The organism is Chitinophagales bacterium, from assembly GCA_017303835.1.
Lineage (GTDB): Bacteria > Bacteroidota > Bacteroidia > Chitinophagales > Chitinophagaceae > JAFLBI01.
Genome location: JAFLBI010000001.1, coordinates 649,856 through 674,475 on the forward strand (window position 1 = coordinate 649,856; position 24,620 = coordinate 674,475).

Here is a 24,620-nt window from a genome sequence, read left to right on the forward strand (position 1 = left end):
TTAAGTTTACTTTATTATTTAACTGATTGTTTACCAGCGAAATACACCTTGTTGTAATTGCTGCCCCATAGCTGATAGCGCTTTTGCTGGGTACCTAAACGTTTCTCAAAACTGCTCCAGTTACGCTGTTCTTTTGGCGACCATAACACTTCGCTTAAAGCACTGAGTCGGGGGAAAATCATGTACTCAATCTTGTTGGTATTCTTCATGTATTCTGTCCAGACATTGGCTTGTGCGCCTAATACATATTTGGCTTTATCGCCAGTCAGTTCTTTTGGAACGGGTTCATAACTATACACTTTATCAACTGGGGTATAACCGCCAATGGTTACAGAATCTTCAGGCTTGTTTTGAGAATGATCAAAATAGCACCAACCGCCCGGAGTCATAATAACGTTATGGTTTTGCTTGGCAGCTTCAATACCACCAGCTTCACCGCGCCAGCTCATCACTGTTGCATTAGGCGCTAAGCCACCTTCCAGAATTTCATCCCAGCCAATAATCTGACGGCCTTTGCTGTTCAAATATTTTTCTATGCGCTGAATGAAATAGCTCTGTAAACCGTGCTCATCCTTCAAACCTTTTTCACGAATCAATTCCTGACAAAAAGCAGAACGCTTCCAGGCTTCTTTGGGGCACTCATCACCACCAATATGAATATAGGTAGAAGGGAAGAGGGCCATCACTTCATCCAATACATCTTGCAGAAAATTAAACGTGAATTCACTTGGGCAGAACACATCTTCAAACACTCCCCAAGCTTGTTGCACTTGCTTGCCTGTGGTAGGGCCACTCCAACTAGTCTTTGGTGCTACCTTGGTATTTTCATTAGGGAAGCAACTTAATTCGGGGTAAGCTGCAATCGCTGCAGAGGAGTGTCCGGGTAATTCGATTTCCGGTACAACAGTGATATGTCGCGCAGCAGCATAAGCTACTACCTCCTTGATTTCTTCTTGCGTATAATAACCACCGTATCGGATACCATCATTGCCCTTGCCGGGATAACGATCAATGATGGTGCCATTTCTAAATCCACCTACTTCAGTCAACTTAGGATACTTCTTGATTTCAATACGCCAGCCCTGGTCTTCCGTTAAATGCCAATGAAAAGTATTCATCTTATGCAGTGCGATATAATCGATGTACTGCTTGATGAAAGCCACCGGGAAAAAGTGTCTGCCTACATCCAGGTGTAAGCCGCGATAGGCAAAGCGTGGTTTATCCTGAATGGATACTTCTTTAATCTTGAGTTGTGAAGATTTTTGTACAGGCAATAATTGAATCAATGACTGTACACCATAGAATACGCCTGTTGCATTATCGCCACCAATATAAACATGCTTTTTGGTAACATCCATATTGTAAGCGCCGGGAATAGGGTATTCCATTTTATCGTAGTTGAGTACGATGTTGTGGTCATATTTGCTATCTGTGCTTGTCTGCAAAGTGAAACCGTAAAACTGTTTCAGATATGCATTCAGAAAATCAGCAGCATTTTCCAAACCACTACCTGCAAACACAATCTTGGTTTTTGGGGTGATGGTGAAACTGCCTTTGCCCACTGTCATAGCGGCTGGCTGTGGAATGATATTTACTTCCTGTGCTTTTGTCAGCATAGTTATAAACAAAGCACTCATGATCAGCAATCGTTTTTTCATAAAGGGTTATTTCAAGATAGGTAAATGAATTTTGGATTGATTATGGTAAACGCGAATGGTTGCTTTTTGAAAATCGCTGTCTTTTGCAGTATAGATATTGATAAACTGTTGCGGGTTTCTGTCAACCAAAGGAAACCAACTGCTTTGTATCTGCACCATGATGCGATGCCCTTTTTGGAATGTATGGGCTACATCAGGCAGATTGAATTTTACAGTGGTCGGTTTGTTGGGTGTGAAAGCTTCCGGCTTTTCAAAACTATTGCGGTATCTGCCACGCATCACTTCGCCGCGCACCAACATCTGATAGCCACCCATGGGTACTTTACTTGGCGCTGTTCTGGATGCCTGCGCGCCTTCGTCTGCATATTTGAAATCATCCGGAAATACATCAATCAGTTTAACGACAAAGTCTGCATCTGTACTGCTTAAACTTACCAATAGATCAGCTACCAATGTGCCTGCAACAGTTACATCCTCATTCAATACATCTGTTTCAAATGTGAGTACATCTGTTCTTCTGGATGCGAAGCGTTGATCATCTGTCATGTATTCCCGTGTTCTGCTGAAATGTACATCTTCTGTATAAGGCACAGGTTTCGAAGGATCACTAATGTACGTTGAAGAGCTCTGTTCTTTACTCGCTTTAAAATCAGCTTTGCCATTGGCTTGCAGGTAGAGTGGTGTAGTAGCCGTACTCATTGGCCATTTCGGAAACTGCCACCATTTGTTGCTACCGGTAAAGAAAATATTGGCTTCCGCGATTTTGTCTAAACTGCCTTTATTCTTCAAGTGATAATTGAAAAATGGAATCTCCATATTCTGTGCATACCATTCACTGGTATTGCTGCCAAACTGCACATTGCCTAAGCGAGTACCATCACCGCGTGCCCACTGACCATGATACCAAGGGCCCATCACAATTCGGTTATCTGTTTTGCTCTTGGCTTCAATGGCTTTATACAATTCCCACGCACCAAAGCAATCTTCTGCATCAAACAAACCACCCACCACCAGTACTGCTGGCGTCTGCAATTTGTCTACATGCTTGCGTGCATTTCTGGCCTGCCACCATGCATCATAATTTGGATGCGCCATCAAGTCTTTCCAAAAAGCAATGCTATCACCAGTCAGCTTGGTGAAATTGCTCAATGCACCAATCTTCAAATAGAAATTGTAATTATCCTTTGACGTGAAAATATTCGTGCCCGGTGTTTGCTGGGTAATGGGCTTTGGTCTCGGACGGCCAAAATTCCAGTAGAAACTGAAACCATCCATCAACATGAATGCACCATTGTGGTGAAAATCATCACCAATAAACCAATCGGTTACCGGTGCTTGCGGACTCACTGCTTTTAATGCAGGATGATTGCTCATCGCTGCCATCGTGGTATAAAAGCCCGGATACGAAATACCAAATGCACCTACGCGGCCATTGTTATTCGCGATGTTCTTAATCAACCAGTCAATTGTATCATAGGTGTCGCTAGCTTCATCAACCTCGTTGCCTTTTTTATCAGGGTTGTAGGGGCGCACATCCACAAACTCGCCTTCGCTCATCCAGCGGCCACGTACATCCTGAATCACCATGATATAACCTTCCTTCAGGTAATGCTTATAATGGTTATTCCAGAAAGCACGGAATTTATCAACGCCGTAAGGAGATGATGTGTACGGTGTTCTGTTGATGAGGATCGGATGTTTTTCCGATGCGTCTTTTGGTGTGTAAATAGCCGTGAAGAGTTTCACGCCATCTCGCATGGGGATATATACTTCCTGCTTGGTGTAATTATTGACAATCCATGCAGAATCTGCATCCTGCGCCTGCGCAAAAAAGGGCAGGAGGAGCAGCGCGACAAGCCATTGTTTCATACAGTTCGTTTGGAGTGTATGAAAATAAAAAAGATTCCCCACGAAGGAGAATCTTTTTGTTGGTTGTATTCAGTCAGGTTTAGTCCACCTTAGTGATCTTCAACATATTGGTAGGCAGGTGTAAATGAACCGGCGTACTACCTGTGTTTACCACAATATCGCCTGTGTTCAGGAAGCCTCTTGATTTGAGGATGCTGATCTGGTCAAAAATGATATCATCCACACTTTCCTCTTCATCATAATAGAATGCACGAACACCCCAGCTTAAGCTCAACTGGTTGATGAGTGAACGCTCTTTAGAGAAGATATATAAAGGTGATTTTGGACGATAACTACTCAGCATAAAAGCCGTATAACCGCTCTGCGTCATACCAATCAGGGCATTGGCCTGTACATCGCTGGAAATCTTCGCGGCATTGTAGCAGATGGCATCACTCAGGAAGGAAGGGGAATGTGGCTGAGGACGCAAATCATCTTCACGGTCGTAACGATACTCACGCTTTTCAATTTCCAGAATGATCTTGCGCATGGTTTCTACCACCAGTGCTGGGTGTTTACCGGTAGCGGTTTCACCGCTCAGCATTACCGCATCAGCACCTTCCAATACCGCATTGGCTACGTCGGTGATCTCACTTCTGTTAGGCTTCACGCGATCGATCATAGATTCCATCATCTGTGTAGCCACAATCACCGGCTTGGCTCTATGCAGACACTTACGGATGATGTCTTTCTGAATCAACGGCACTTGCTCAACAGGCAGTTCCACACCGAGGTCACCACGGGCAATCATGATACCATCACTCTCGAGGATGATTTCACGAATATTGGTTAAAGCTTCAGGCTTTTCAATTTTAGCAATGATCTTGGTCTTGCTCTTTTTTTCATCCAGTTTATTACGCAGAATGATCAAATCTTTTACGCTGCGTACAAAACTCAATGCTACCCAGTCGCACTGCTGCTCAATAATGAATTCCAAATCAGCCAGATCCTTATCTGTCAAAGCTGGCAAAGATATTTTTGTATCAGGCAGGTTAATCCCTTTTTTAGAAGAGAGTACACCACCAAGGGTTACTTCTACTTTTACATCACCGTTCTTTTCAATACCTACGACTTTTACTTCCAGCTTACCATCATCAATCAAAATGATGTTGCCAATCTTCACATCACCGGCGAGGTTGGGGTAGGACACATAAATCTTTTCCAAGGTACCCACACACTTCTCGTTTGTGAAAGTGAGTATATCACCGGCATTTACTTCCAGCGCGTTATTCTCAATTTCACCTACACGCAATTTCGGACCTTGTAAATCGGCCAAAATAGCAATATTGTAGGGCTCGTTTTTATTGATATCACGGATGTGCTGAATGATGCGTGCTTTGTCTTCATGACTACCATGAGAAAAATTCAGACGAAACACGTTTACACCGGCGCGAACCAATCCTAATAATTGTTCGGGTGTATCGCAGGCCGGGCCTACAGTTGCAACGATCTTTGTTCTGTGCGATCCATGTGCAATACCTGCAGCTTTGTCCATATTCTTGTGCAGGTACTTGTCCAGGTTTTTTGACATATTTTTTTCGGTTTACGGGGGTGCTAATTAGGTTGCGAGGATTTTGACCACTTTCAGCCAGTCCTGACTGATTTTTTGCTTGGCTTTTACTGCATTGTCTAATGGGGTGTAATGCATTTTATTGTTTACCACACCTACCATCACGTTGTGTTTGCCCTCCATGAGGCATTCCACAGCATGATAGCCCATACGGCTGGCAATCATTCTGTCCAGCGCACTGGGGGAGCCACCACGCTGAATATGGCCCAGGATACACACACGTGTATCCAGATTGGGTAAGGTTTTCTTCAAGATATCTGCTACCTGTTGCGCGCCGCCATAATCATCGCCTTCGGCAACCACAATCAGGTTCACCAGTTTCCTACGTTTTTCTTTTTCGCTTAGGGAGCGAATGATTTCGTTAATATCTGTCTTGGTCTCGGGAATCAAGATGTTCTCTGCACCCGTAGAAATGCCGCTGTATAAGGCAATATAACCTGCATCGCGGCCCATCACTTCTACAATAAAGAGACGGTCGTGTGCATCTGCTGTATCGCGAATCTTATCTATGGCTTCAATGGCTGTATTCACTGCAGTATCGAAACCGATGGTGAAATCAGTTCCGGCTATGTCTTTATCTATCGTACCGGGCAAACCAATACAAGGAATATCAAATTCATTGCTGAAGCGCTGTGCACCGCGGAAACTACCATCACCACCAATGATCACCAGACCATCGATGCCATGCTTTTTCAGGTTTTCGTAGGCTTTCTTACGGCCTTCATACTCCATGAACTCCTTGGAACGGGCAGTTTTGAGAATGGTACCACCACGCTGGATGATATTGGCCACAGATTTGGAATCCATCTGATAGATATCATCCTCAATCATGCCACTATACCCACGTACAATACCAAATACATCGAGATTATAGTAGAGCCCCGTACGAACTACCGCTCTGATGGCAGCATTCATACCCGGAGAATCACCACCGGAAGTGAGTACGCCAATCTTTGTAACTTTTTGTGCCATAATGCTTTAAAGCCCTTAGCTTCATGTTAACTGAAGCAGTGATTAATCACATTGTGTAGGTTATACACAACCGTAAAAGTAAGTTTTTAATAAGAACCGACAAATTACACAATTTCGTCGGCTATTAATCGCCGAAACATGAAGATACTATTAACAGGTGCCATGGGTTTTTTGGGAAGGTGGTTGTTGAACGATTTAGCACCGCATTTTGACATGACCGCTTCCGGCCGACAAGCCAAGCCGACTTGGATGCAGCAGCCTTATGCACAGTTAGACCTTACAGATCAGGATGCAGTGGCGCAAATACTGCAACAAGACTATGATTGGATTATCCACAACGCAGCCATGAGTAAGCCGGATATTTGTTTGAATGATCCTGCTACTGCATGGTCGAATAATGTAACAGCCACCAATCATTTATTGCAGTCGGCAGCTAAGCACACACGTTTTCTCTACATATCGACTGATTTTATTTTTGGTGATGATGGCCCGCATGGGGAAGATGCCACACCACAACCCTTGAACTATTATGGTGAAACCAAACTGGCTGCCGAGCAATTGGTGCAAGCGAGTGGATTGGAATACGCCATTGTACGCCCTGTATTTATTTACGGACAACAATTAACCGATCAGCGAGGCAGTTTTGTGCAATGGGTGGTCAATTCCCTGAAAGCAAAACAATCTATCAAAGTGGTGAATGATCAATTGCGTACACCAACCTATGCACCTGATATTACAAAAGGTATTCTGCAAATTATTCAGCAGGATGCAAGAGGCGCTTACCATTTAGCAGGAAAAGATATCGTGTCTCCATATCAAATGGCGGTGCAAATTGCCGCAGCTGCGGGATTGGATGCCGAACTGATCACACCCGTTGATGAAGCCAGTTTTCCTGAACCTGTGCGCAGGGCCAAGAAAGGCGGCTTATTGATTGATAAAGCCGTTCGTGAATTGGGCTATGCACCAGTTGATATTGAAACCGGTATTCGATTGAGTCTGGCTTAGTTCATCATCAGAATATTCACGCTACGCTGGAGAATATTGAAAGCAATTTCTGCCATCAGGTTTTCTTTATCCAGCGTAGGGTTTACTTCCGTGATTTCAAAACAACAGATCTTTCTGTTCTGCATGAATTTTGAAATCAAATCTTCTGCTTCACGCTCACGTAAACCATTGCTTACCGGTGTGCCGGTTCCTTTGGAGATAGAGGAGTCCAGACTGTCCACATCAAAGGATACATAGATATCCGTACAATCACTCAAATAACGAATGACGGCACGCACAATATTTTCCGGACCTTTTCTACGCACTTCATTGGTGGTAATCACTTTCATGCCATACTTCTCAATCAGGTTGCGCTCTTCTCTTTCGTAATCACGCAGTGAAATGAAGACGATATCTTCTGGCAAAACCTTGGGCGCTATCTTACCAATATGTTTCAACGCATCCCAGGCGCGCTTGGTATCACTATCAATTTCGTGTACGGCATTTTCCTCATTGTCCTCTGCAATCGCAGATGCCAGCGGCATACCATGCATATTGCCGGATGGGGTAGTATAAGGCGTATGTAAATCTGCGTGTGCATCAATCCAAATCACACCTAATTTGCTTTTGGGCTTGGCCATTTTAATACCGGCAATGGTGGCGCCAGCTGTACTATGATCCCCGCTTAACACCACAGGAAAGAAATTGCTCTTGATACTTTCCTGTACCGCCTTACTCACACGCTCGTACATAGTAGTAACACCTTTGATGCGCTTTGCATAAGGCGATTCAATGGGTTCGAATAAGAGTTTATTTTCTGTCTGAATTTTTTCAGAAGGAAAATGCACAAAGAAATTGCTCATGAAATCGAGCGCAGCAATTTTTACAGCATCAATGCCTAGGCTGGCACCACGGGTACCGGCGCCTATTTCTGAGGGGACTTCAATGAGTTTGATATTTTTCATACAATGACATTATGGTTAGCAATAACGATTCATCCACTAGGGACGCAATGGGTTAGAATAAGGCAAAGGAAAGTTTAGCCAGCAGGCAGAATGCGGCGGCTATCGGGATAACTAATATATGGTGTGCTGTTCAGCATCAGATTCAAAAATAGGGGATTCGCCCTATTTCAATTGCAAACTGTCGTTAATTCTGTATAAACCGCACTATCGTTTAAGGAACCGGTACTGCGCTTCAAACGAAAACGCACAAACATTTCCTCACTATACCATTGTTCCTGATAGGTTTTGCGAATCACTTCCTTGTGTTCATGCATGCGATAGGCAAACTCGCGCATAGCTGATTTGGAATGCCAAATACTGAATGTAGCCTGCTTGATCCAAGGTATTTCACCAATGCCCACAGATGTAATAAAGCCCGGTGCACCAGCCATCTGTACAGCTACGGCATCCACATGTTGCCAGAAATTCTTTAATCGATTCAATCGGATAGTAGCACGTGTCAGCACAGCTATTGGCCCATCATAATCGGTGTTCTTTGGTAAGTCGCCAAAAGGTGTTTGTTGATCCCAGGTACCATGTCCTTCAATCGCTTCCAATTCTAATTGCCATACGCGTGCTTTGAATAAACGAAACCAAGCATTCATCCATTTAGGCATATCGGCTTCACCAGTTAATAAGACAGCCCATTGTTGCCAGTCGGGCGTTTTATCGAAAGTCCCATTCTTACCACAGCCCATGAGTTTCCAAAAGCTAAACTGTGTAGTGAACCAAAGCATTATACGAAACCATGCCATGGATAAAAATCCAGCCCAGCCAAAACCTTTGGGATATCGTGCAATGATCAATTGAATACGCATGCTGCAATCTACTACAGATTTTGAGGGGTTTTGTTTGATGATTTCGAGTTTATGATTTGATATTGTGCTAAAGCCTAACCGCAAAGACGGAATGGCGCAAGGTGGCGCTAGGAAGTATATATTTTTACCGCAGAGATAGAGAGGAGCAGAGTTTGCGCAGCGTAAATCATCTTTTAAAATTTGCTCCCCTGCTAAGGGGAGCTGGACCCGAAGGGGACTGAGGGGTATTTACACCACCCCGTCTTGCATTAGATGCAAGCACCCATCTTTCGCTAAAGCTTCAGATGACAGGCCCTCCTTGTCAAGGAGGGGAAATAATTTATAGCTTATTGATGCACTTGATAACCACGCTAAGCTCGCCAAGAATAATTAGCCCGCAAGGATTGGGTGAGATTTGTGCGCCTGATCAACTTTGCGCGCTTTGCGAGAAACTGATGCTAAACGCAATAATAGCTTTTTGCTTTAGGCCTTACGCACTAAACCTTTTCGTTTTTCTTTCCTCGATTCTCGATTCTTTCAATTCTTTTTGCTTTTGCCTTTTTACTTATTACTTTGAACCATGCAATCCCTCGCACATATCGCATTAGTGGTGAAAGATTATGATGAAGCCATTGCTTTCTTCACCCAAAAGCTAGGCTTTCATTTGATGGAAGACACAGTATTAAGTCCAACCAAACGCTGGGTATTGGTAGCACCGTCAGGTAGCAATGGTTGTCAGATTTTACTGGCCAAAGCAGCCAATGAAGAACAATTAAGCAGGGTAGGTAATCAAACCGGCGGACGTGTATTCCTTTTTCTGCACACAGATAATTTTCAACGCGATTACCAGCGCTTACTCGATCATCAAGTCAAAATTATTCGTGAACCAAGTGTAGAAGCTTACGGCACGGTTGCGGTTTTCGAAGATCTCTATGGTAATTGGTGGGATTTGATTGAAAGGAATTAAGAATTAACAATTAATAATTAATAATTAAGAATTGGGGGGTGGGGGTTTGTGCTTTTTATTTCTAAGTCATTGAGTCTCGAATTCATTACTCTATCATTTTTCTTTTGTTCTGTGTTTTTCACCGCAGAGAAAAAGAGTGGCCGGAGTTTGCGCAGAGTAGATCAGCTTTTGAAATATGCTCCCCTGCTAAGGGGAGCTGGCCCCGAAGGGGACTGAGGGGTATTTGAATTACGAGCTTAAATCACAAAGCTTTCAAAGGTCTTTGGTCTTTGGCTGTTAGTCTTTGGCACTTTTCGTTTCTCAACCCTCCATTTTCAATTTTTCCTTCCCCTATTCGTTTTTCTTCCCTCGTTCCTCGATTTTTTCTTCATCTGTTCCTTGTTCTAATGTTCTACTGTTCAATATTCATTTCGATTTTCTTTTCTCGATTTTCTTTTCTCGATTCTCGTTTTTTCCTTACGTTGTTCCTTTACCTTTATATCATGGCCTTATTGCTCACCAACATTGCTCAACTCATTAATACAAGAACCACTAACCAGTTACTACGTGGCAAGGCTTTGGCAGAACTGCCTGTGCTCAACAATGCTTGGCTATTGGTAGAACAAGATCGTATTGCAGCCTTTGGTGCTATGGATGCATTGCCACAAACCAATGCCGAAGTGTACGATGTACAGGGTGGTACTGTATTGCCGGCTTTTGTGGATTCGCATACACATTTGGTCTTTGCTGCCAGCAGAGAAAATGAATTTGTAGATAAAATACGCGGACTCAGCTATGCTGAAATTGCGGCCAATGGTGGTGGTATTTTAAATTCTGCTGCGCGCTTAGCGAATACCGATGAAGATACTTTGTATCAATTGGCAGCAGCTCGTTTGCATAAACTCATTTTATTGGGTACCGGTGCTATCGAAATCAAAAGTGGGTACGGACTATCCACCGAAGCAGAACTGAAAATGCTGCGGGTGATACGCCGACTCAAACAAAATTTTCCCATTCCCATTAAAGCCACATTTTTAGGTGCACATAGTTTTCCGCCGGAGTATAAACAGAATCACGAAGGCTACGTGCAGTTGATCATCCATGAAATGACTCCTGCTGTTGCAGCAGAAAACTTGGCCGAGTATATTGATGTATTCTGCGAGCAAGGTTTCTTTACGCCTGATCAAACCACAAGAATTTTGGAAGCCGGTAAAGCTGCCGGACTCTTGCCCAAAATCCACGCCAATCAATTGCATGTATCGGGTGGGGTAGAAACAGGTGTTGCTGCCGGTGCTATTTCGGTTGACCATTTAGAATCCATGAATCAGGAAGCCATTCATTGTTTGGCTAAATCCAATACCATTGGTACGCTCTTGCCAACTGCCGCGTATTTTCTGCGCATGCCTTTTCAACCCGCGCGCGAGCTCATTGATGCCGGTTGTGCGGTAGCCATTGCTTCAGATTTTAATCCCGGCTCATCGCCCAGTGGCAATATGCAAACCGTGGTGAGCATGAGCTGTATTCAAATGCGCATGCTGCCTGAGGAAGCCATCAATGCGGCCACCCTCAATGCAGCTTATGCTTTACAATTGGAAAACGAAGTGGGCAGTATTACCGTGGGTAAAAAAGCCAACCTGATGATTACCCAACCGATTCCCTCCATTGCCTACCTGCCTTATGCATTTGGCGAAAACCATGTGGCCCGTATGCTGGTGAATGGACAATGGTATGATTGATTGTTTTCGTACCTTGTTACGGAAACCGATTGCTATGCCACAACTGCGTATTTACAACAAACAGGATATTCTTTCTCAGACCAGGATCAGACGTTTTGAAACCAAACTCGGCGAGCGCATTCAAGTGCTGGCAGACCCCAATAATCTCCTCGCATCTCTACAGCAGAGCAGTGCAAAATTTGTGTTGCTGGGCGTGCCCGAAGACATCGGTGTAAAAGCCAATTATGGCATTGGCGGTGCCGATTCTGCCTGGTTGCCCTTTCTGCAAAGTTTTCTGAACATACAGAGCAATGATTTTTTAGACGGACAAGAAATCTTACTCCTCGGTCATTTTGATTTTTCTGCTTTTGAACAACTCATCGAACAGAACGCACACGGCTACGAAGAAAAAGTAGATGCTTACCGCCATGCGGTGAATACGATAGATGATGCCGTGGAACAAGTGATTCAGCAAATTACCCAATGCGGTAAAATACCCATCGTGATTGGTGGCGGACACAACAATGCTTACCCCTGCATCAAGGGCTCGGCAAAAGGCTGGCAGAAATTTACCGGAGGCGATATGGCCCGCATCAATGTGGTGAATCTGGATGCGCACGCTGATTACCGACCCATGGAAGGTCGCCATAGCGGGAATGCATTCCGTTATGCAGAGGAAGATGGTTATTTAGAGAAATACTGCGTTGTAGGCATACATGAGAATTATATTACGCAAAACATCTGGATGGATATCGTAAACAATCCTTTCATGGATTGTATTACGCATGAAGATATTTTCCTGCACGAGAAAAGAACATTTTTGCAAGCAGTAGGCATTGCGACCAGTTTTACAGAAGGCAACCGTTGTGGTATTGAATTAGACTTGGACTGCGTAGAAAATACACTCAGCAGTGCGGTAACACCCAGCGGCATAACAGCTAACCACGCTAGGCAATACGTAAATCTTGCTGCAGCAGATACCCAACCTGCTTATCTCCATATCTGCGAAGGCGCCACAGCATTAAGCGATGGCCGCAACTCTGCCACCACAGGAAAACTCATTAGCTATTTGGTGAGTGATTTTGTAAAAGGGAGTGGGGTATAGATCATATTTATTGGTTAGGCAACCAATAAAGAGTATGTTTTTAACTGTACTGGTTATTGATTGGGCTACAAGCAAAAGCTTTTTACAATTTCCAAAATGTATAACTGTATTGTTCAACAACAAGTATGTTATTATAATCACCCGAAATTATTTCTGTTTTGCTCTCAAGTAATCCATTTTCTTTATAACTATATTGATAAGTTGCGCCACCCAATTTGTTAGCATGGGTAACCATATTTAATGAATCATACGTATATGTTGTCGTTCTTATGAGAATAGGTTCTGTGCTTAGAAGCGGAAATATTCTTTCGCTAATATTTATTAACCTGTTCTTTGTGTCATAAATATATGAAGTATGAAGTTTGTCGCTACTTGATGTGTCGTTTGAATAGTAAGTAATCGATTCAGTTTTCTTTTTATTATGGTAAAAATGTACAGTTTTACCTGAACCACCGATAACGGATTCTTGTATTAGAAGTTTTCTCTTATATTTTTTGTCAAACAATGTTGTATCCGTTCTTTGAATTGAGTAAGAAATATTAATTCTTTTAAGTTGATCACCATATTTATTATTCTTAAAAATGTATTCGTTGATAATTTTTCCATTCCTGTCAAAAACTGATTGTTTTAATAGATACCCTTTTTTGTCAAATTCATAAATGAAAGTTGATGGTTTAAAATTGCCAACTGTAACTATTGCCTTTATTTGTTGTATTCGATTTGCTTTAAAGATTTTCTTGTCGTGACGCCCTTCGAAAAAAGCATCAGTATCATTGACTTGGCTGAAACTTTGAAATGTGAATGTATAAAGTAATAAATGCAATAGGATTCTCATTAGTTTATTTGTTTGTTACAGTCTTATCAGGAGTTTGAAATCATCAATTTTCTTGCTATGCTGACTTTATTGATATAGTTGTCTCAATAAACTTCTGTCTAAGAAGTTTGTCGTGAGATTTTGGATAAGCCCCTATCACCATAACAACTACATCATCAACTTCAATAAGTGTCATGATTAGAATAAAGTTTTCAAACTGAGTTTTATCTGGACTTATTTCCTCTGTAATAAAAGAAACAGCTTCTTTTTTGTTAACAGTATTGTATATGACATCAACTTTAAGTGAGTTCTCTCTGGGACTTGACGTCAAGAATTCTTTTTTAGCATCATCATATTTTCCGGGAAGTGTAACAATCTTTAAAGTTGCATTGATTGACTTTTTTTCAAATCCGCTTCCATCATCTAATGCAACAAATCCTGTGTCGGGATTTTTTAGTAAGAAACTTTTTGTCAGCCAGTTGAGTGTAATTGTTGAATCTGTTTTTGTTGGTTTCTTTTCTTGTGCCCAAGCACTAATTGTTATCGCCAAACAGAAAAATACAACCGCAACAAATTTGTTTTTATGAGTCATGCTTTTGATTATTGAGAATTTGAGGAATGCTTAATTTTTCAAAACGCCAAAACTATTCAAGGAAACTTATAAAGTCAACCCGTTAAACAACGGTATTTTCATGGGAAATTTCCCGTTTTTGAGTGGGGTTTTTCCCGTTTTAAGGCAAAAGGAATAAGTGAGAAGCTAAAAGTGGGTAAGGAAGATTGAACAGATGAACAATAGAGCAAGGAACAGAGGAAGACTAAAGTCAAAAGGCAAAATTCAAAAGTAAAAATGGTAATAATCCTTGCGGGCAAATAAATACCTGACGAGCTTTGCGCTTTCAGCGTTCTATCGATCTCAAATCACAAATCAATAATCACAAATAGTTTAATTCATATGAAATTGTTCCGGCGCTTTGGTCAATACATAGGCAATAGCGTTTTTCACAAAATCATTCAATGTCATATTCTTGATTGAAGCAAATTGTACGGCTTCCTTATGCAGTTCGGCGGAGATTCTTACGTTAAAACTGCCTTTATAGGCTTTATCGGGCTGCTTACCCAATCGGTGGCAGGTATCCAGATAATCATCCACTGCTTCCTTAAATGCTTTTTTCAGTTCTTTCACACTAGTGCCCTCAAAATTGATCAGGTCATTAATGCCCAAAACTTTTCCATGAAAGATTTCATCGGTAGCATCAAAATGTACAGAAGCGTAATAGCTTTTGTATTCGAGGGTGTCTTTCATATCAAATTTTTTGTCGTTCTTTTAATGCAACAATTATGTCGTTAATCTGGTAGCGCTTCAGCAGATTGCCTGGGTGCGGTTTGTGTAAGGACAAGACATGTTTGTCCGCAGCCACAAATTTTCTTCTTGAACCACCTGTTTTACCCGTCTTCAGTTCTACATAACCTAAATGGGAGAGCAGTTTCACCAACTCATCCCAACTAAAGTCTACGGGCGGCGGTTCTGATAAGAGCCTTGCTATCAATTTGTCAATTCTGGTCATAACAATACATGTTTCTTTCATGCATTGGGGGTTGACCGGTATTATAGTTTGTAACTAAATTTTAGTTGCAAATTAAGAAATTGATGAAATAGGCCAAATTTTTCTTGTCACCCAAAGCGTGCAAATTCTTCTTGGCGGGCCTTTTAATCTCCGGCGCTGTGGAAGACTTAGTGGGGGACATAATTTGTAAGCTAATAGCCTAGTTATTATTCTTTTTGGCTTGACCCAAAAAGAACCAAAAAGGTCAAGGCTGCAGAAAAATTTCGATACATACTACGACTCGCTCCGGGCAGAAAGGAAACTCGTGCTTACGCACTCAAACAGCCTTTCTGCTTTTCCTCCGCTCGTCTTGATGTAGGCCGAAATTTTTCTGAGGCCCTTTCTACATTGGATCATTTAAGTAAATCAGCGAAGCTTAGCGCAACCTTGCGTCTTAGCGTCATTGCGGTTAAACTAATCATAATAAAACCTGCGACCAGTGTCATTAGGCAACCACCAATAGCAATAGCAATAGAAAATATTCAATAGCCAATAATTAATTAATTCCCTTCGGCTTCAACAATCTGCTCAAATAGCTTTTCATAATCCGCTTCCAGCTTGGTTACTTCTGCTTTGCTTTGTGCATAAGCCTGCTCTAATTTGGTAAAGCTGTCTTTATTGGCATAGTTCTCCGGCTTGGAGAGTTCCAGTTCAATCTCGGTTTGTTTGGTCTTAGCTGCATTCAGTTGTTCTTCCAGCTTGGCAAATTGTCTTTGCAGTTTTTGCAATTCCTTATTAATGGGTTTGCCCGTTTTAGCAGGCGTGGCTACCGGTGCAGGTGCAGCAGGTGCAGGGGGTGGTGCAGCAGCTTTGCTTTCTTTCGCAGCTTGCTCGGCAGCTTTCTGTTGTCTTTGTTTCCATTCTACCCACTCTGCATAACTGCCTTTAAATTCCTTGATCTCGTGGTCAACAATCTCCCAAATCTTATTCGCCGTTTTAGAAATAAAGTAACGGTCGTGGCTTACGAGAATATACGTGCCTTCATATTTGTTCAATGATTCAGCCAACAATTCCACTGAGTGCATATCCAAGTGGTTGGTCGGTTCATCCAACAATAAGAAATTGGCTTTGCTGGCAATAACTTTCGCCAAAGCCACACGAGCTTTTTCACCACCACTCAATACGCGAATTTTTTTATCGGTTTCATCACCACTAAACAAGAAGCAACCCAGCAGACTGCGTAATTCCAATTCTGTTTTACCACTGCCGCATGTGAGGAGTTCTTCCAGAATACTGTGTTGCAATTGCAAGGCTTCCAACTGGTGCTGTGCGTAAAAGCTTTCGTCAACATTATGTCCCCACACACGCTCACCACTAAATTGTTCTGTGCCGGCAATCATACGCAGTACGGTGGATTTACCCTTACCGTTGGCACCAATAAGGGCAATCTTATCGCCACGGTTAATCTCAGCGCTGGTCTTTTGTACAATGATATTGTCGCCAAACTGCTTACTCACTTCTTTGAGCGTACAGATAATTTTACCCGGTTGTTTATCTACCTGAAAATTGATCTTGATATTGGGTCTTTCAATTTCCACTTGCTCAATACGATCCAATTTATCCAATCGCTTCATCGCACTTTGTGCCTGTGCGGCTTTGGATGCTTTGGCTTTGAATCGTTCAATAAATCTTTCCTGCTGGCGGATATAATCTTGCTGGTTTTCGTAAGCACGCTGCTGCATTTCTATACGCAGGGCTTTTTCTTGTTCGTAGAAATCATAATCACCGGTATAGATATGTACTTGCTGCTGGTAGATTTCTACAATCTTGTTCACCATGCGGTTGAGGAAAAACTTATCGTGGCTCACAATCACCACACTGCCCTGATAATGCTGCAGGTATTTCTCCAACCATTCAATAGAGGGTAAGTCGAGGTGGTTGGTTGGTTCATCCAATAACAACACATCAGGCGATTGCAGAATCATCTTGGCCAAGAGCACACGCATGCGCCAACCACCACTGAAGGTTTTATACGGGCGATGCAATTGTTCGTTATCAAAACCCAAACCATGTAATACTTCTTCTGTGCGATGGTGAATGGTATAACCGCCGGCAATTTCCAGTTCATGGAGTTTATCGGCATATTCATGCAGCAAAGCATCCGTAGAATGTATTTCCAGTTGCTTGCCGAGGTCTTCAATTTCTTTTTCCAGCTGCTTTACTTTTTCAAAAGCACCCATGGCCACTTCCAGAATGGATTCATTGGTATCGAAGCTCAGTAAATCCTGGTGCAGGTAGCCAATGGTGGTATCGCGACTTTTCTCAATCGTGCCCTTGCTGGGGAGGTATTCGCACACCAGTAGTTTCAGCATGGTGGACTTACCCGTACCGTTATAGCCGATGAGGCCAATACGGTCGCCGGGATGAATATGCCAGGTGGCATCTTCCACAATCACTCTTGCGCCAAATTCAAACGTAACATTCTGTAAACCTACCAGCATGGAATCCAATTATTGTGGCGGCAAAGGTAATGGCTGTATTGATGGGCTTTGTAGTAGATTCGCAGAAAAAATATATGCGTCGTTTATTGTTGATGATCGTATGCGCCGGCTTATTTGCCTGCGGCAGCAATGAAGAGCAAACCCTTACAGTTGAGTCGTCCAAGCCGGCAGAAGCGCCTGAGAGCGTGAAAACAATCGATTTTACTGCAGCCATTACTGCTTCATTAGAAGATTATGATGCCCTGAAAACCGCATTTGTACAGGAAGAACTGATGGGGGTTACCCGCGAAGCGGTGAATCTCCTGCACCAGTTGGATAGTATTCCCTTGGATGGTATGCAGGTAAAAGATACCATGGTGAAAAACGATACCCGTGTGCTGATAGAGAGTATGAAGACTGAGTTGCGCATAATGGTGGATGAATTAGGCTGGAAGGAGCGACGTGCGTCTTTTCAGATGGTGAGCGATATGCTCTTTGAGCTCTTGCGTAAAGTGCGTTATGATGGGGCTGTGGTGTACCGACAGCTTTGTCCCATGGCTTTTGGCAAAGACAAACCGGCTTATTGGCTGAGTAAGGATACCAAAATTGTGAATCCTTATCTGCCCAAGACCATGCCCAAATGTGGTTCGGTGGCAGACAGTGTGGTGTATGTGAAACGATAAAATAAAGCCCTTGTAAACTTTCGGGCTGCAGGGGTGTTTTGATGCTATGTTACGATTCTGGTGTGTGCTGTTTTTGGGTGTGATTGGTTTTACGGCTTCGGCTCAGGAAAAATTCAGTCTCAATGGGTATATCCGCGATTCCCTAACAGGAGAGACCCTGATTGGGGCTAACCTGTCGATCAAAGGTGTGGGGCGTGGGGTGAGCAGTAATAGTTATGGTTTTTATTCCATTACCCTGGAAAAGGGACAATACACATTGATCTGCAGTTTTGCGGGTTACCAATCCAAAACATTTGTATGGAACTTTGATGCCAATCTGCAGCAGGATATCAAGCTGCTGCCATCCAGTGCGGTGCTGAACGATGTAACGGTGGTTGGGCGCAGGCGCGATAACAATGTGAAGACTGCGCAGATGGGCAAGTTCGACCTGAATGTGAATACGGCCAAAGCTTTACCTGCATTTTTAGGTGAAGTGGACATTCTTAAGACTTTACAATTATTACCCGGTGTTCGTAATGCGGGCGAAGGCAATGCGGGTTTCTATGTACGTGGTGGCGGACCCGATCAAAACCTCATCATGCTCGATGATGCAGTGGTGTACAATACGGGTCACTTGTTTGGGTTCTTCTCTGTCTTTAATTCCGATGCGGTGAAGAATGTGAGTCTGATCAAGGGTGGTATGCCTGCGCAGTATGGGGGTAGATTGAGTTCTGTGATTGATGTCTCCATGAAGGATGGCAATAACCAGAAAACAGAAGTGGATGCAGGTATTGGTTTGATTTCTTCTCGCTTTGCCATTCAAGGACCTTTGAAAAAGAACAAAGCGTCTTACATGATCTCAGCCCGCAGAACTTATGTGGATGCTTTAGTAAAGCCATTCATAAAGCCCAGTAATCAGTTTTATGGCTCTGGTTATTATTTCTATGATCTAAATGCCAAGTTTAACTGGCAGTTGGGTAGCAAGGATAAGCTTTTTGTGAGTGGTTATTTTGGTCGGGATAAATTCAATTTTAATAATGCCCAGCGTTCCTTCAGCACAGAAGTGCCCTGGGGTAATGCTACCGCGACGGTAAGGTGGAACCATGTGTTCAATAAGAGATTGTTTTCGAATCTATCCTTAGTATATAACGATTACAATTTTGCTTTCTCCGGTGCACAGAATGATTTTGTATTTCAGTTGAAATCGGGTATCCGCGATTTGAATGCTAAATATGATGTAGACTATTTCATTACGCCTGAACACAAACTCAAGTTTGGAGCTCAGTATACTTACCACACATTCCTGCCCAATATTTTAAATGCGAATCAGGGTGATACTTTGTTTGCGCCGCAAAATGCAAATAAGAAATATGCGCATGAATATGCAGTCTATATTCAGGATGATTGGGAAATCAGTAGTAAGCTTAAACTGAATTATGGTGTACGTTATAGTCAGTTCGTGCAAACCGGCCCTTATACCAGTTATACAACGGATATCAATGGGAATAGAATTGATAGTACGATCTATGGTCGCGGCCAGCGTGTGAAATCATACGGCGGTTTAGAGCCAAGGGCTACGTTGCGTTATACGATTGATGAAACACAGTCTTTGAAAGCTGCTGTAACCAGAAATATTCAGTACATCCATTTGGTGACCAATGCCGGAACTACATTGCCTACTGATCTCTGGGTGCCTAGTACAGCGATTGTGCGTCCGCAAACTGGCTGGCAATATGCAGCAGGCTATTTCCGCAATTTCAAGGAAGGCATGTTTGAAACTTCGCTTGAAGCCTATTACAAAACCATGGAAAACCAGATCGAGTACAGAGAAGGGTATACACCTTCTTTAAAAGATCCGGAAACAGAGTTTGTGTTTGGTCGTGGCTGGAGTTATGGCGCGGAATTATTGGTCAATAAAGTGAAGGGTAGACTCACTGGTTGGGTAGGCTATACATTAAGTTGGACTTGGCGACAATTTCCCGATTTGAATGATGGATTGAAATATCCGAGCAGATATGATAGAAGACATGACTTGTCTGTTGTGGGCACTTATGAATTGAATGATCGCTGGAAATTATCTTCTGTTTTTATTTACGGAACAGGTAATGCAGTAACCATGCCGGAGCGTTTCTATTTTGTAGGTGGTGTTTTAACACAGGAGTATAGTAGAATCAATGCATATCGGTTAAAGTCCTATCACCGTCTGGATTTCTCTGCAACTTATACGCCCAAGCATAATGCAAAGCGTAAATCCAAAGACAATTGGATATTCAGTATCTACAATGTCTATAGTCGCCTAAATCCCTACTTCGTTTATTTCGATCAAACAGGCAGTTTAGCAAACGGAGATTTGAAAGTGGTGCCGCTTCAAGTATCACTGTTTCCTTTCATTCCATCTGTTACATGGAATTTGAAGTTTTAGCAACTATTGATGTTTGTCGAAATTTTTCTGAGGCCAAGCTTTTTTTAAATGTAATGATTTAATTCAACCTAATTCTTCGGCTTGTACTGAAACACCACACGGGCGTTTTTCTGTTCAGTGGTAGAGAGAAAGACTTCATAACGTTTCTTGCCAACAGTAACCACCATTAAAGCTGTATTGGGTGCAATATCTCCGAGGTTTTCTGCAACCACCACAACCTCATGTTGTTCATTGGGTTCGGTGCAATGCAGTTTTACAGTAATTGGTCTGTAGGTTAGTCTACCATCTTTAACAACGCGCGTATTGTTATGGTAAACGGAGATGGTATCATTATCTATTTCTCCGTTATCATAAAACTCAATCAAAATATCTGGTTCACTTACTTCAATGGTGCGCACCAATTGATCCATACGCTGCACCAACTCTGGTGGAGGCGGGGGCGTATTTTTTTGAATGGGCATCTCACGGGGTTGCTGAATAACAGGCTTATCGGTTGGCTGTATATTTTGTGGCGCGGGCTTTTGCTGTTCTGTTGTATTCGCTACTACGGGAGGAGTAGCAGGTTTCACCAAAGCAGGTTTATTATTGGCTGCAGGTTGTTTGGTGGCCGGTGGATTTGTTTTTGTGGCAGGCTTTGGTTTCGCATAAACCACAACCGGCGGTTTGCTTGTATTTTTTGTAGCAGGAGGTTCCACTGTTTTTTTAGCAACAGGTGGGTTTGTGGTAGTTTTTTTAGATGTAGCAGGCGCCGGACTTGTACTTGTTTTGGGCGTTATTAGTGTAGAGACTTTGTTGTTGCCCTTGTTCTTTTTTTCCAATGCTACAAGAAAGTCTTCTTTCTTAAACTTACTCTCAGGCACTCTTTCCAAATACACTGTACCACTTCCACAATCCTGTTTCTTACTGGTATTCACCGATGTGTAAGTGCCGCTGAGTATTTCTTTTGCACCTGCTTTACTGTAATCCAAGTAGCAAGTCATCAAGCAGGGTACAGAATTATCGCCAATCTTGAGGTCAACCATCTTGGTTTCTTTAATCACCAGATTCTTTGTGCCACGGTTAAAAACGCCCTTCATTTCGGCCTTGCCATAAAACACGGTGGTAAAGAAAGAATAGGTTACGCCCTCAATGGCATCTTTCGCCAATTCATTGTTGATTTGAATCTCGTAATTGTATTGGTCTTCTACGAATGAGCGTGACATAGGATCATAGTCGCGCTGCATAAAATAGCCCCTCCACACACCAGTCAGTTTTTGGGCGGAAGCAGTAAAAAAGGCAAACAATAAACAAGTCAGGGTAATAATCAACCTCATGCGGCTCAAAAATATGGATCGATTGGTTGTCAGCGAACTAAAGAAGCGTTAAGGTTTCTGCGCCCGAATCGTTAATTTTGCCGTCCAAATCAAGCAGTTAAACCGAAAAGATGATCAATGTAACATTACCGGATGGGGCCGTACGCCAGTATGAAAGCGGGGTTTCCGCGCTGGATATCGCCAAATCCATCAGCGAGGGACTGGCCAGAAAGGTGCTGGCCGCGAGTGTGAACGGACAAGTTTGGGACGCTACGCGTCCGATTACGACGGATGTAGCACTGAAACTGCTGACCTGGGATGATACGGACGGTAAATCTACTTTCTGGCATTCATCTGCCCACTTGATGGCAGAAGCCATCGAGGCTAAATACCCCGGCGCTAAGTTCTGGGTAGGACCTGCTATTGATAAAGGTTTCTATTATGATATCGATCTCGGTGATCGTAAGATCAGCGAGGAAGATCTGGCTGAATTAGAGAAGATGATGAATGGCCTGGCCAAGAAAGCCAATCCATATGTGCGTAAGGAAATTGCTAAAGCAGAAGCGCTGGCTTATTTCACTGAAAAGGGAGATGAGTACAAATTAGATTTGCTGAGCAACCTGGAAGATGGTGCCATCACTTTCTATACCCAAGGCGATTTCACTGATCTCTGCCGCGGACCACATATCCCCAACACAAGTTTTATCAAAGCCATCAAACTCACCAGCATTGCCGGTGCGTATTGGAAGGGTGATGAGAAGAATAAAATGCTGACACGTGTGTATGGTGTTACTTTCCCCAATCAGAAGGAACTGGATGAATATTTGCTGATGTTGGAAGAAGCTAAGAAGCGTGATCACCGTAAACTGGGCAAGGAACTCGGTATTTACACCATGGATGATGATGTTGGTCAGGGTCTGCCTTTGTGGATGCCTAATGGTACTGTCATAATTGAAGAATTGGAGAAGCTGGCCAAGGAAACAGAAGAGGCTGCAGGCTATCAGCGTGTGGTTACACCGCATATTGCTAAAGAGAGTATGTACCTCACCAGTGGTCACTTACCATATTATGCGGATAGTATGTTCCCACCCATGGAAATGGATGGTGAGAAATATTATCTGAAGGCCATGAACTGTCCGCACCACCACAAAATCTTTGCGGCAGAACCCAAGAGCTATCGTGATCTGCCTTATCGTATTGCTGAATACGGTACTTGCTATCGTTATGAGCAGAGTGGTGAATTGTTTGGTTTGATGCGTGTACGTTGTCTGCATATGAACGATGCGCATATCTATTGCAGTAAGGAACAATTCTTCCAGGAATTCAAAGCAGTGAATGATCTCTATCTGAAGTATTTTAAAATCTTCGGTATTGATAAATATGTAATGCGTTTATCGTTGCATGAACCAGCCAAGTTGGGACAGAAATACGTGAACGAGCCAGAACTGTGGAAGGAAACTGAAGACATGGTTCGTAAAGTATTGATTGAAACAGGTACACCATTCGTAGAAGTGGCTGATGAAGCAGCTTTCTACGGACCGAAGATTGATGTGCAGATCTGGAGTGCCATTGGTAGAGAGTTTACGCTGGCAACCAATCAGGTGGATTTCAACTCTGGTCGCAAGTTCAAACTGGCTTATACGACACAACAGAACGATACCGATATTCCTTTGATCATTCACCGTGCGCCATTAGGTACACATGAAAGATTTATCGGCTTCTTGTTAGAGCACTATGCGGGTAAATTCCCGGTATGGTTGTCGCCACATCAGGTGAAAGTATTGCCGATCAGTGATAAGTATCTGGAATATGCACAGCAGGTGCATCAAACCCTGCGCAGCAATGGCATTAGAGCCAGCGTAGATGATCGAAATGAGAAGATTGGTAAGAAAATACGCGAAGCAGAACTGAGCCGCGTGCCATACATGCTGGTGGTAGGTGAGAAGGAAATGACGGAAGGCAAACTGGCAGTACGCAGACAAGGCAAGGGCGATATCGGTGTATTGCCTGTAGCGGAATTCGTGAGTTTGGTACGTCAGGAAATCGGCAATAGAAAGGATAGTGATGGTTAATTAATCAGAATACTTTAATCTTGTACTTCAATTTTTCATCAAACAACAATTAATGGCATTTCCACCCAGACCCGGAGGGGGCAGATTCAATCCAAGATTCCAAAGGCAAATTGAGCCTGAACATCGCATCAACGAAAAGATCAGGGTACCACAAGTGAGATTGGTAGGCGACAATGTAACCGTAGGTATTTATCCTACTGACCAAGCATTGCGTATTGCCAGAGACCTGGAGCTTGACCTAGTTGAGATTTCACCCAATGCAGATCCTCCAGTATGTAAAGCCATTGACTATAAGAAATTCCTTTACGAGAAGAAGCGTAAGGAAAAGGAAATGAAGGCCAATGCCAAGCAGAGCGAGGTAAAGGAAATCCGTTTCACACCAGGAACAGATGACCATGACTTCGATTTCAAAGCCAAGCATGCAGAGAGTTTCCTGAAAGATGGCAATAAGGTAAAAGCCTATGTGCAATTTAAAGGTCGCGCCATCATGTTCAAGGAAAGAGGCGAGTTGGTATTGCTGAAATTTGCCGAACGATTGGCAGAAGTAGGTTCTCCTGAGAGCCTGCCCAAGCTGGAAGGAAAGCGTATGTTCCTGATGCTGACGCCTAAAACAGCTAAGAAAAAGAAAGAAACCACGCCGCCTTCGGCCGGAGCTTAATAGTACAAACAATCCCC

20 protein-coding genes are annotated in these 24,620 nt (G+C 43.0%); 8 read left to right on the forward strand and 12 right to left on the reverse strand.

Translation table 11 applies throughout. The annotated features are described in order from the left end of the window. Window positions 1–14 precede the first annotated feature (14 nt). From J0L83_02930 to pfkA, 4 genes are all read right to left on the reverse strand, one after another. Entirely contained in the window at window positions 15–1,658 is a 1,644-nt protein-coding gene (locus tag J0L83_02930) for a beta-N-acetylhexosaminidase (protein ID MBN8663496.1), read from the reverse strand. Between the two features lie 6 nt (window positions 1,659–1,664). Next, on the reverse strand, window positions 1,665–3,527 hold the full coding sequence (locus J0L83_02935) for a CocE/NonD family hydrolase (protein MBN8663497.1): 1,863 nt from the start codon (window positions 3,525–3,527) through the stop codon (window positions 1,665–1,667). Between the two features lie 79 nt (window positions 3,528–3,606). After that, window positions 3,607–5,097 carry a pyruvate kinase gene (pyk, locus tag J0L83_02940; protein MBN8663498.1) on the reverse strand — a complete coding sequence of 497 codons (1,491 nt, stop codon included), beginning with the start codon at window positions 5,095–5,097 and terminating at the stop codon, window positions 3,607–3,609. Between the two features lie 27 nt (window positions 5,098–5,124). Continuing rightward, window positions 5,125–6,108, reverse strand: a complete 984-nt coding sequence (gene pfkA, locus J0L83_02945; GenBank protein ID MBN8663499.1) for a 6-phosphofructokinase — start codon at window positions 6,106–6,108, stop codon at window positions 5,125–5,127. Window positions 6,109–6,246: 138 nt separating this feature from the next. Between pfkA and J0L83_02950 the strand changes: the two genes are divergently transcribed. Beyond that, a complete protein-coding gene (locus J0L83_02950; GenBank protein MBN8663500.1) occupies window positions 6,247–7,113 on the forward strand; it encodes an NAD(P)-dependent oxidoreductase in 867 nt (288 codons plus the stop codon). On the opposite strand, the gene J0L83_02955 is transcribed toward J0L83_02950, so the two are convergent. Together J0L83_02955 and J0L83_02960 are read right to left on the reverse strand one after the other, a co-directional pair. After that, entirely contained in the window at window positions 7,110–8,057 is a 948-nt protein-coding gene (locus J0L83_02955; protein ID MBN8663501.1) for an arginase, read from the reverse strand. The two genes, J0L83_02950 and J0L83_02955, sit on opposite strands and share 4 nt — an antisense overlap. A gap of 167 nt (window positions 8,058–8,224) precedes the next feature. Then, the gene (locus J0L83_02960) at window positions 8,225–8,914 is read right to left on the reverse strand and encodes a spheroidene monooxygenase (GenBank protein ID MBN8663502.1); all 690 of its coding nucleotides are present in this window, start codon (window positions 8,912–8,914) and stop codon (window positions 8,225–8,227) included. Between the two features lie 559 nt (window positions 8,915–9,473). On the opposite strand from J0L83_02960, the gene J0L83_02965 reads away from it, so the two are divergent. The 3 genes from J0L83_02965 (at window position 9,474) to J0L83_02975 (ending at window position 12,659) form a co-directional block, all read left to right on the forward strand. Further along, window positions 9,474–9,860, forward strand: coding sequence for a VOC family protein (locus tag J0L83_02965; protein MBN8663503.1), 387 nt, complete (start codon window positions 9,474–9,476; stop codon window positions 9,858–9,860). Between the two features lie 479 nt (window positions 9,861–10,339). Beyond that, a complete protein-coding gene (locus J0L83_02970; protein ID MBN8663504.1) occupies window positions 10,340–11,575 on the forward strand; it encodes an imidazolonepropionase in 1,236 nt (411 codons plus the stop codon). Between the two features lie 34 nt (window positions 11,576–11,609). Further along, complete coding sequence (locus tag J0L83_02975) at window positions 11,610–12,659, forward strand: formimidoylglutamase (protein MBN8663505.1); 1,050 nt, start codon at window positions 11,610–11,612, stop codon at window positions 12,657–12,659. 82 nt (window positions 12,660–12,741) lie between these two features. Here the strand turns inward: J0L83_02975 and J0L83_02980 are convergent, their stop codons facing one another. From J0L83_02980 to J0L83_03000, 5 genes are all read right to left on the reverse strand, one after another. After that, the gene (locus J0L83_02980) at window positions 12,742–13,494 is read right to left on the reverse strand and encodes a hypothetical protein (protein ID MBN8663506.1); all 753 of its coding nucleotides are present in this window, start codon (window positions 13,492–13,494) and stop codon (window positions 12,742–12,744) included. Window positions 13,495–13,549: 55 nt separating this feature from the next. Beyond that, on the reverse strand, window positions 13,550–14,065 hold the full coding sequence (locus J0L83_02985) for a hypothetical protein (GenBank protein MBN8663507.1): 516 nt from the start codon (window positions 14,063–14,065) through the stop codon (window positions 13,550–13,552). A 351-nt stretch (window positions 14,066–14,416) separates the two neighbouring features. Next, a complete protein-coding gene (locus J0L83_02990) occupies window positions 14,417–14,776 on the reverse strand; it encodes a type II toxin-antitoxin system HicB family antitoxin (GenBank protein ID MBN8663508.1) in 360 nt (119 codons plus the stop codon). A gap of 1 nt (window position 14,777) precedes the next feature. Further along, entirely contained in the window at window positions 14,778–15,038 is a 261-nt protein-coding gene (locus J0L83_02995) for a type II toxin-antitoxin system HicA family toxin (protein ID MBN8663509.1), read from the reverse strand. Window positions 15,039–15,577: 539 nt separating this feature from the next. Further along, window positions 15,578–17,518, reverse strand: a complete 1,941-nt coding sequence (locus J0L83_03000) for an ABC-F family ATP-binding cassette domain-containing protein (protein ID MBN8663510.1) — start codon at window positions 17,516–17,518, stop codon at window positions 15,578–15,580. Between the two features lie 14 nt (window positions 17,519–17,532). On the opposite strand from J0L83_03000, the gene J0L83_03005 reads away from it, so the two are divergent. Both J0L83_03005 and J0L83_03010 read left to right on the forward strand, forming a co-directional pair. Then, window positions 17,533–18,180 carry a DUF3347 domain-containing protein gene (locus J0L83_03005; GenBank protein MBN8663511.1) on the forward strand — a complete coding sequence of 216 codons (648 nt, stop codon included), beginning with the start codon at window positions 17,533–17,535 and terminating at the stop codon, window positions 18,178–18,180. 46 nt (window positions 18,181–18,226) lie between these two features. Next, the gene (locus tag J0L83_03010; protein MBN8663512.1) at window positions 18,227–20,581 is read left to right on the forward strand and encodes a TonB-dependent receptor; all 2,355 of its coding nucleotides are present in this window, start codon (window positions 18,227–18,229) and stop codon (window positions 20,579–20,581) included. Window positions 20,582–20,649: 68 nt separating this feature from the next. Here J0L83_03010 and J0L83_03015 read toward each other — a convergent pair whose 3' ends face one another. Beyond that, window positions 20,650–21,894, reverse strand: a complete 1,245-nt coding sequence (locus J0L83_03015) for a hypothetical protein (GenBank protein ID MBN8663513.1) — start codon at window positions 21,892–21,894, stop codon at window positions 20,650–20,652. 110 nt (window positions 21,895–22,004) lie between these two features. Between J0L83_03015 and thrS the strand changes: the two genes are divergently transcribed. Together thrS and infC are read left to right on the forward strand one after the other, a co-directional pair. Further along, window positions 22,005–23,945, forward strand: coding sequence for a threonine--tRNA ligase (gene thrS / locus J0L83_03020; protein ID MBN8663514.1), 1,941 nt, complete (start codon window positions 22,005–22,007; stop codon window positions 23,943–23,945). Window positions 23,946–23,997: 52 nt separating this feature from the next. Beyond that, window positions 23,998–24,603: a translation initiation factor IF-3 gene (gene infC / locus J0L83_03025; GenBank protein ID MBN8663515.1), complete on the forward strand. Its 606-nt coding sequence runs from the start codon at window positions 23,998–24,000 to the stop codon at window positions 24,601–24,603. The last annotated feature ends 17 nt before the right edge of the window (window positions 24,604–24,620 follow it).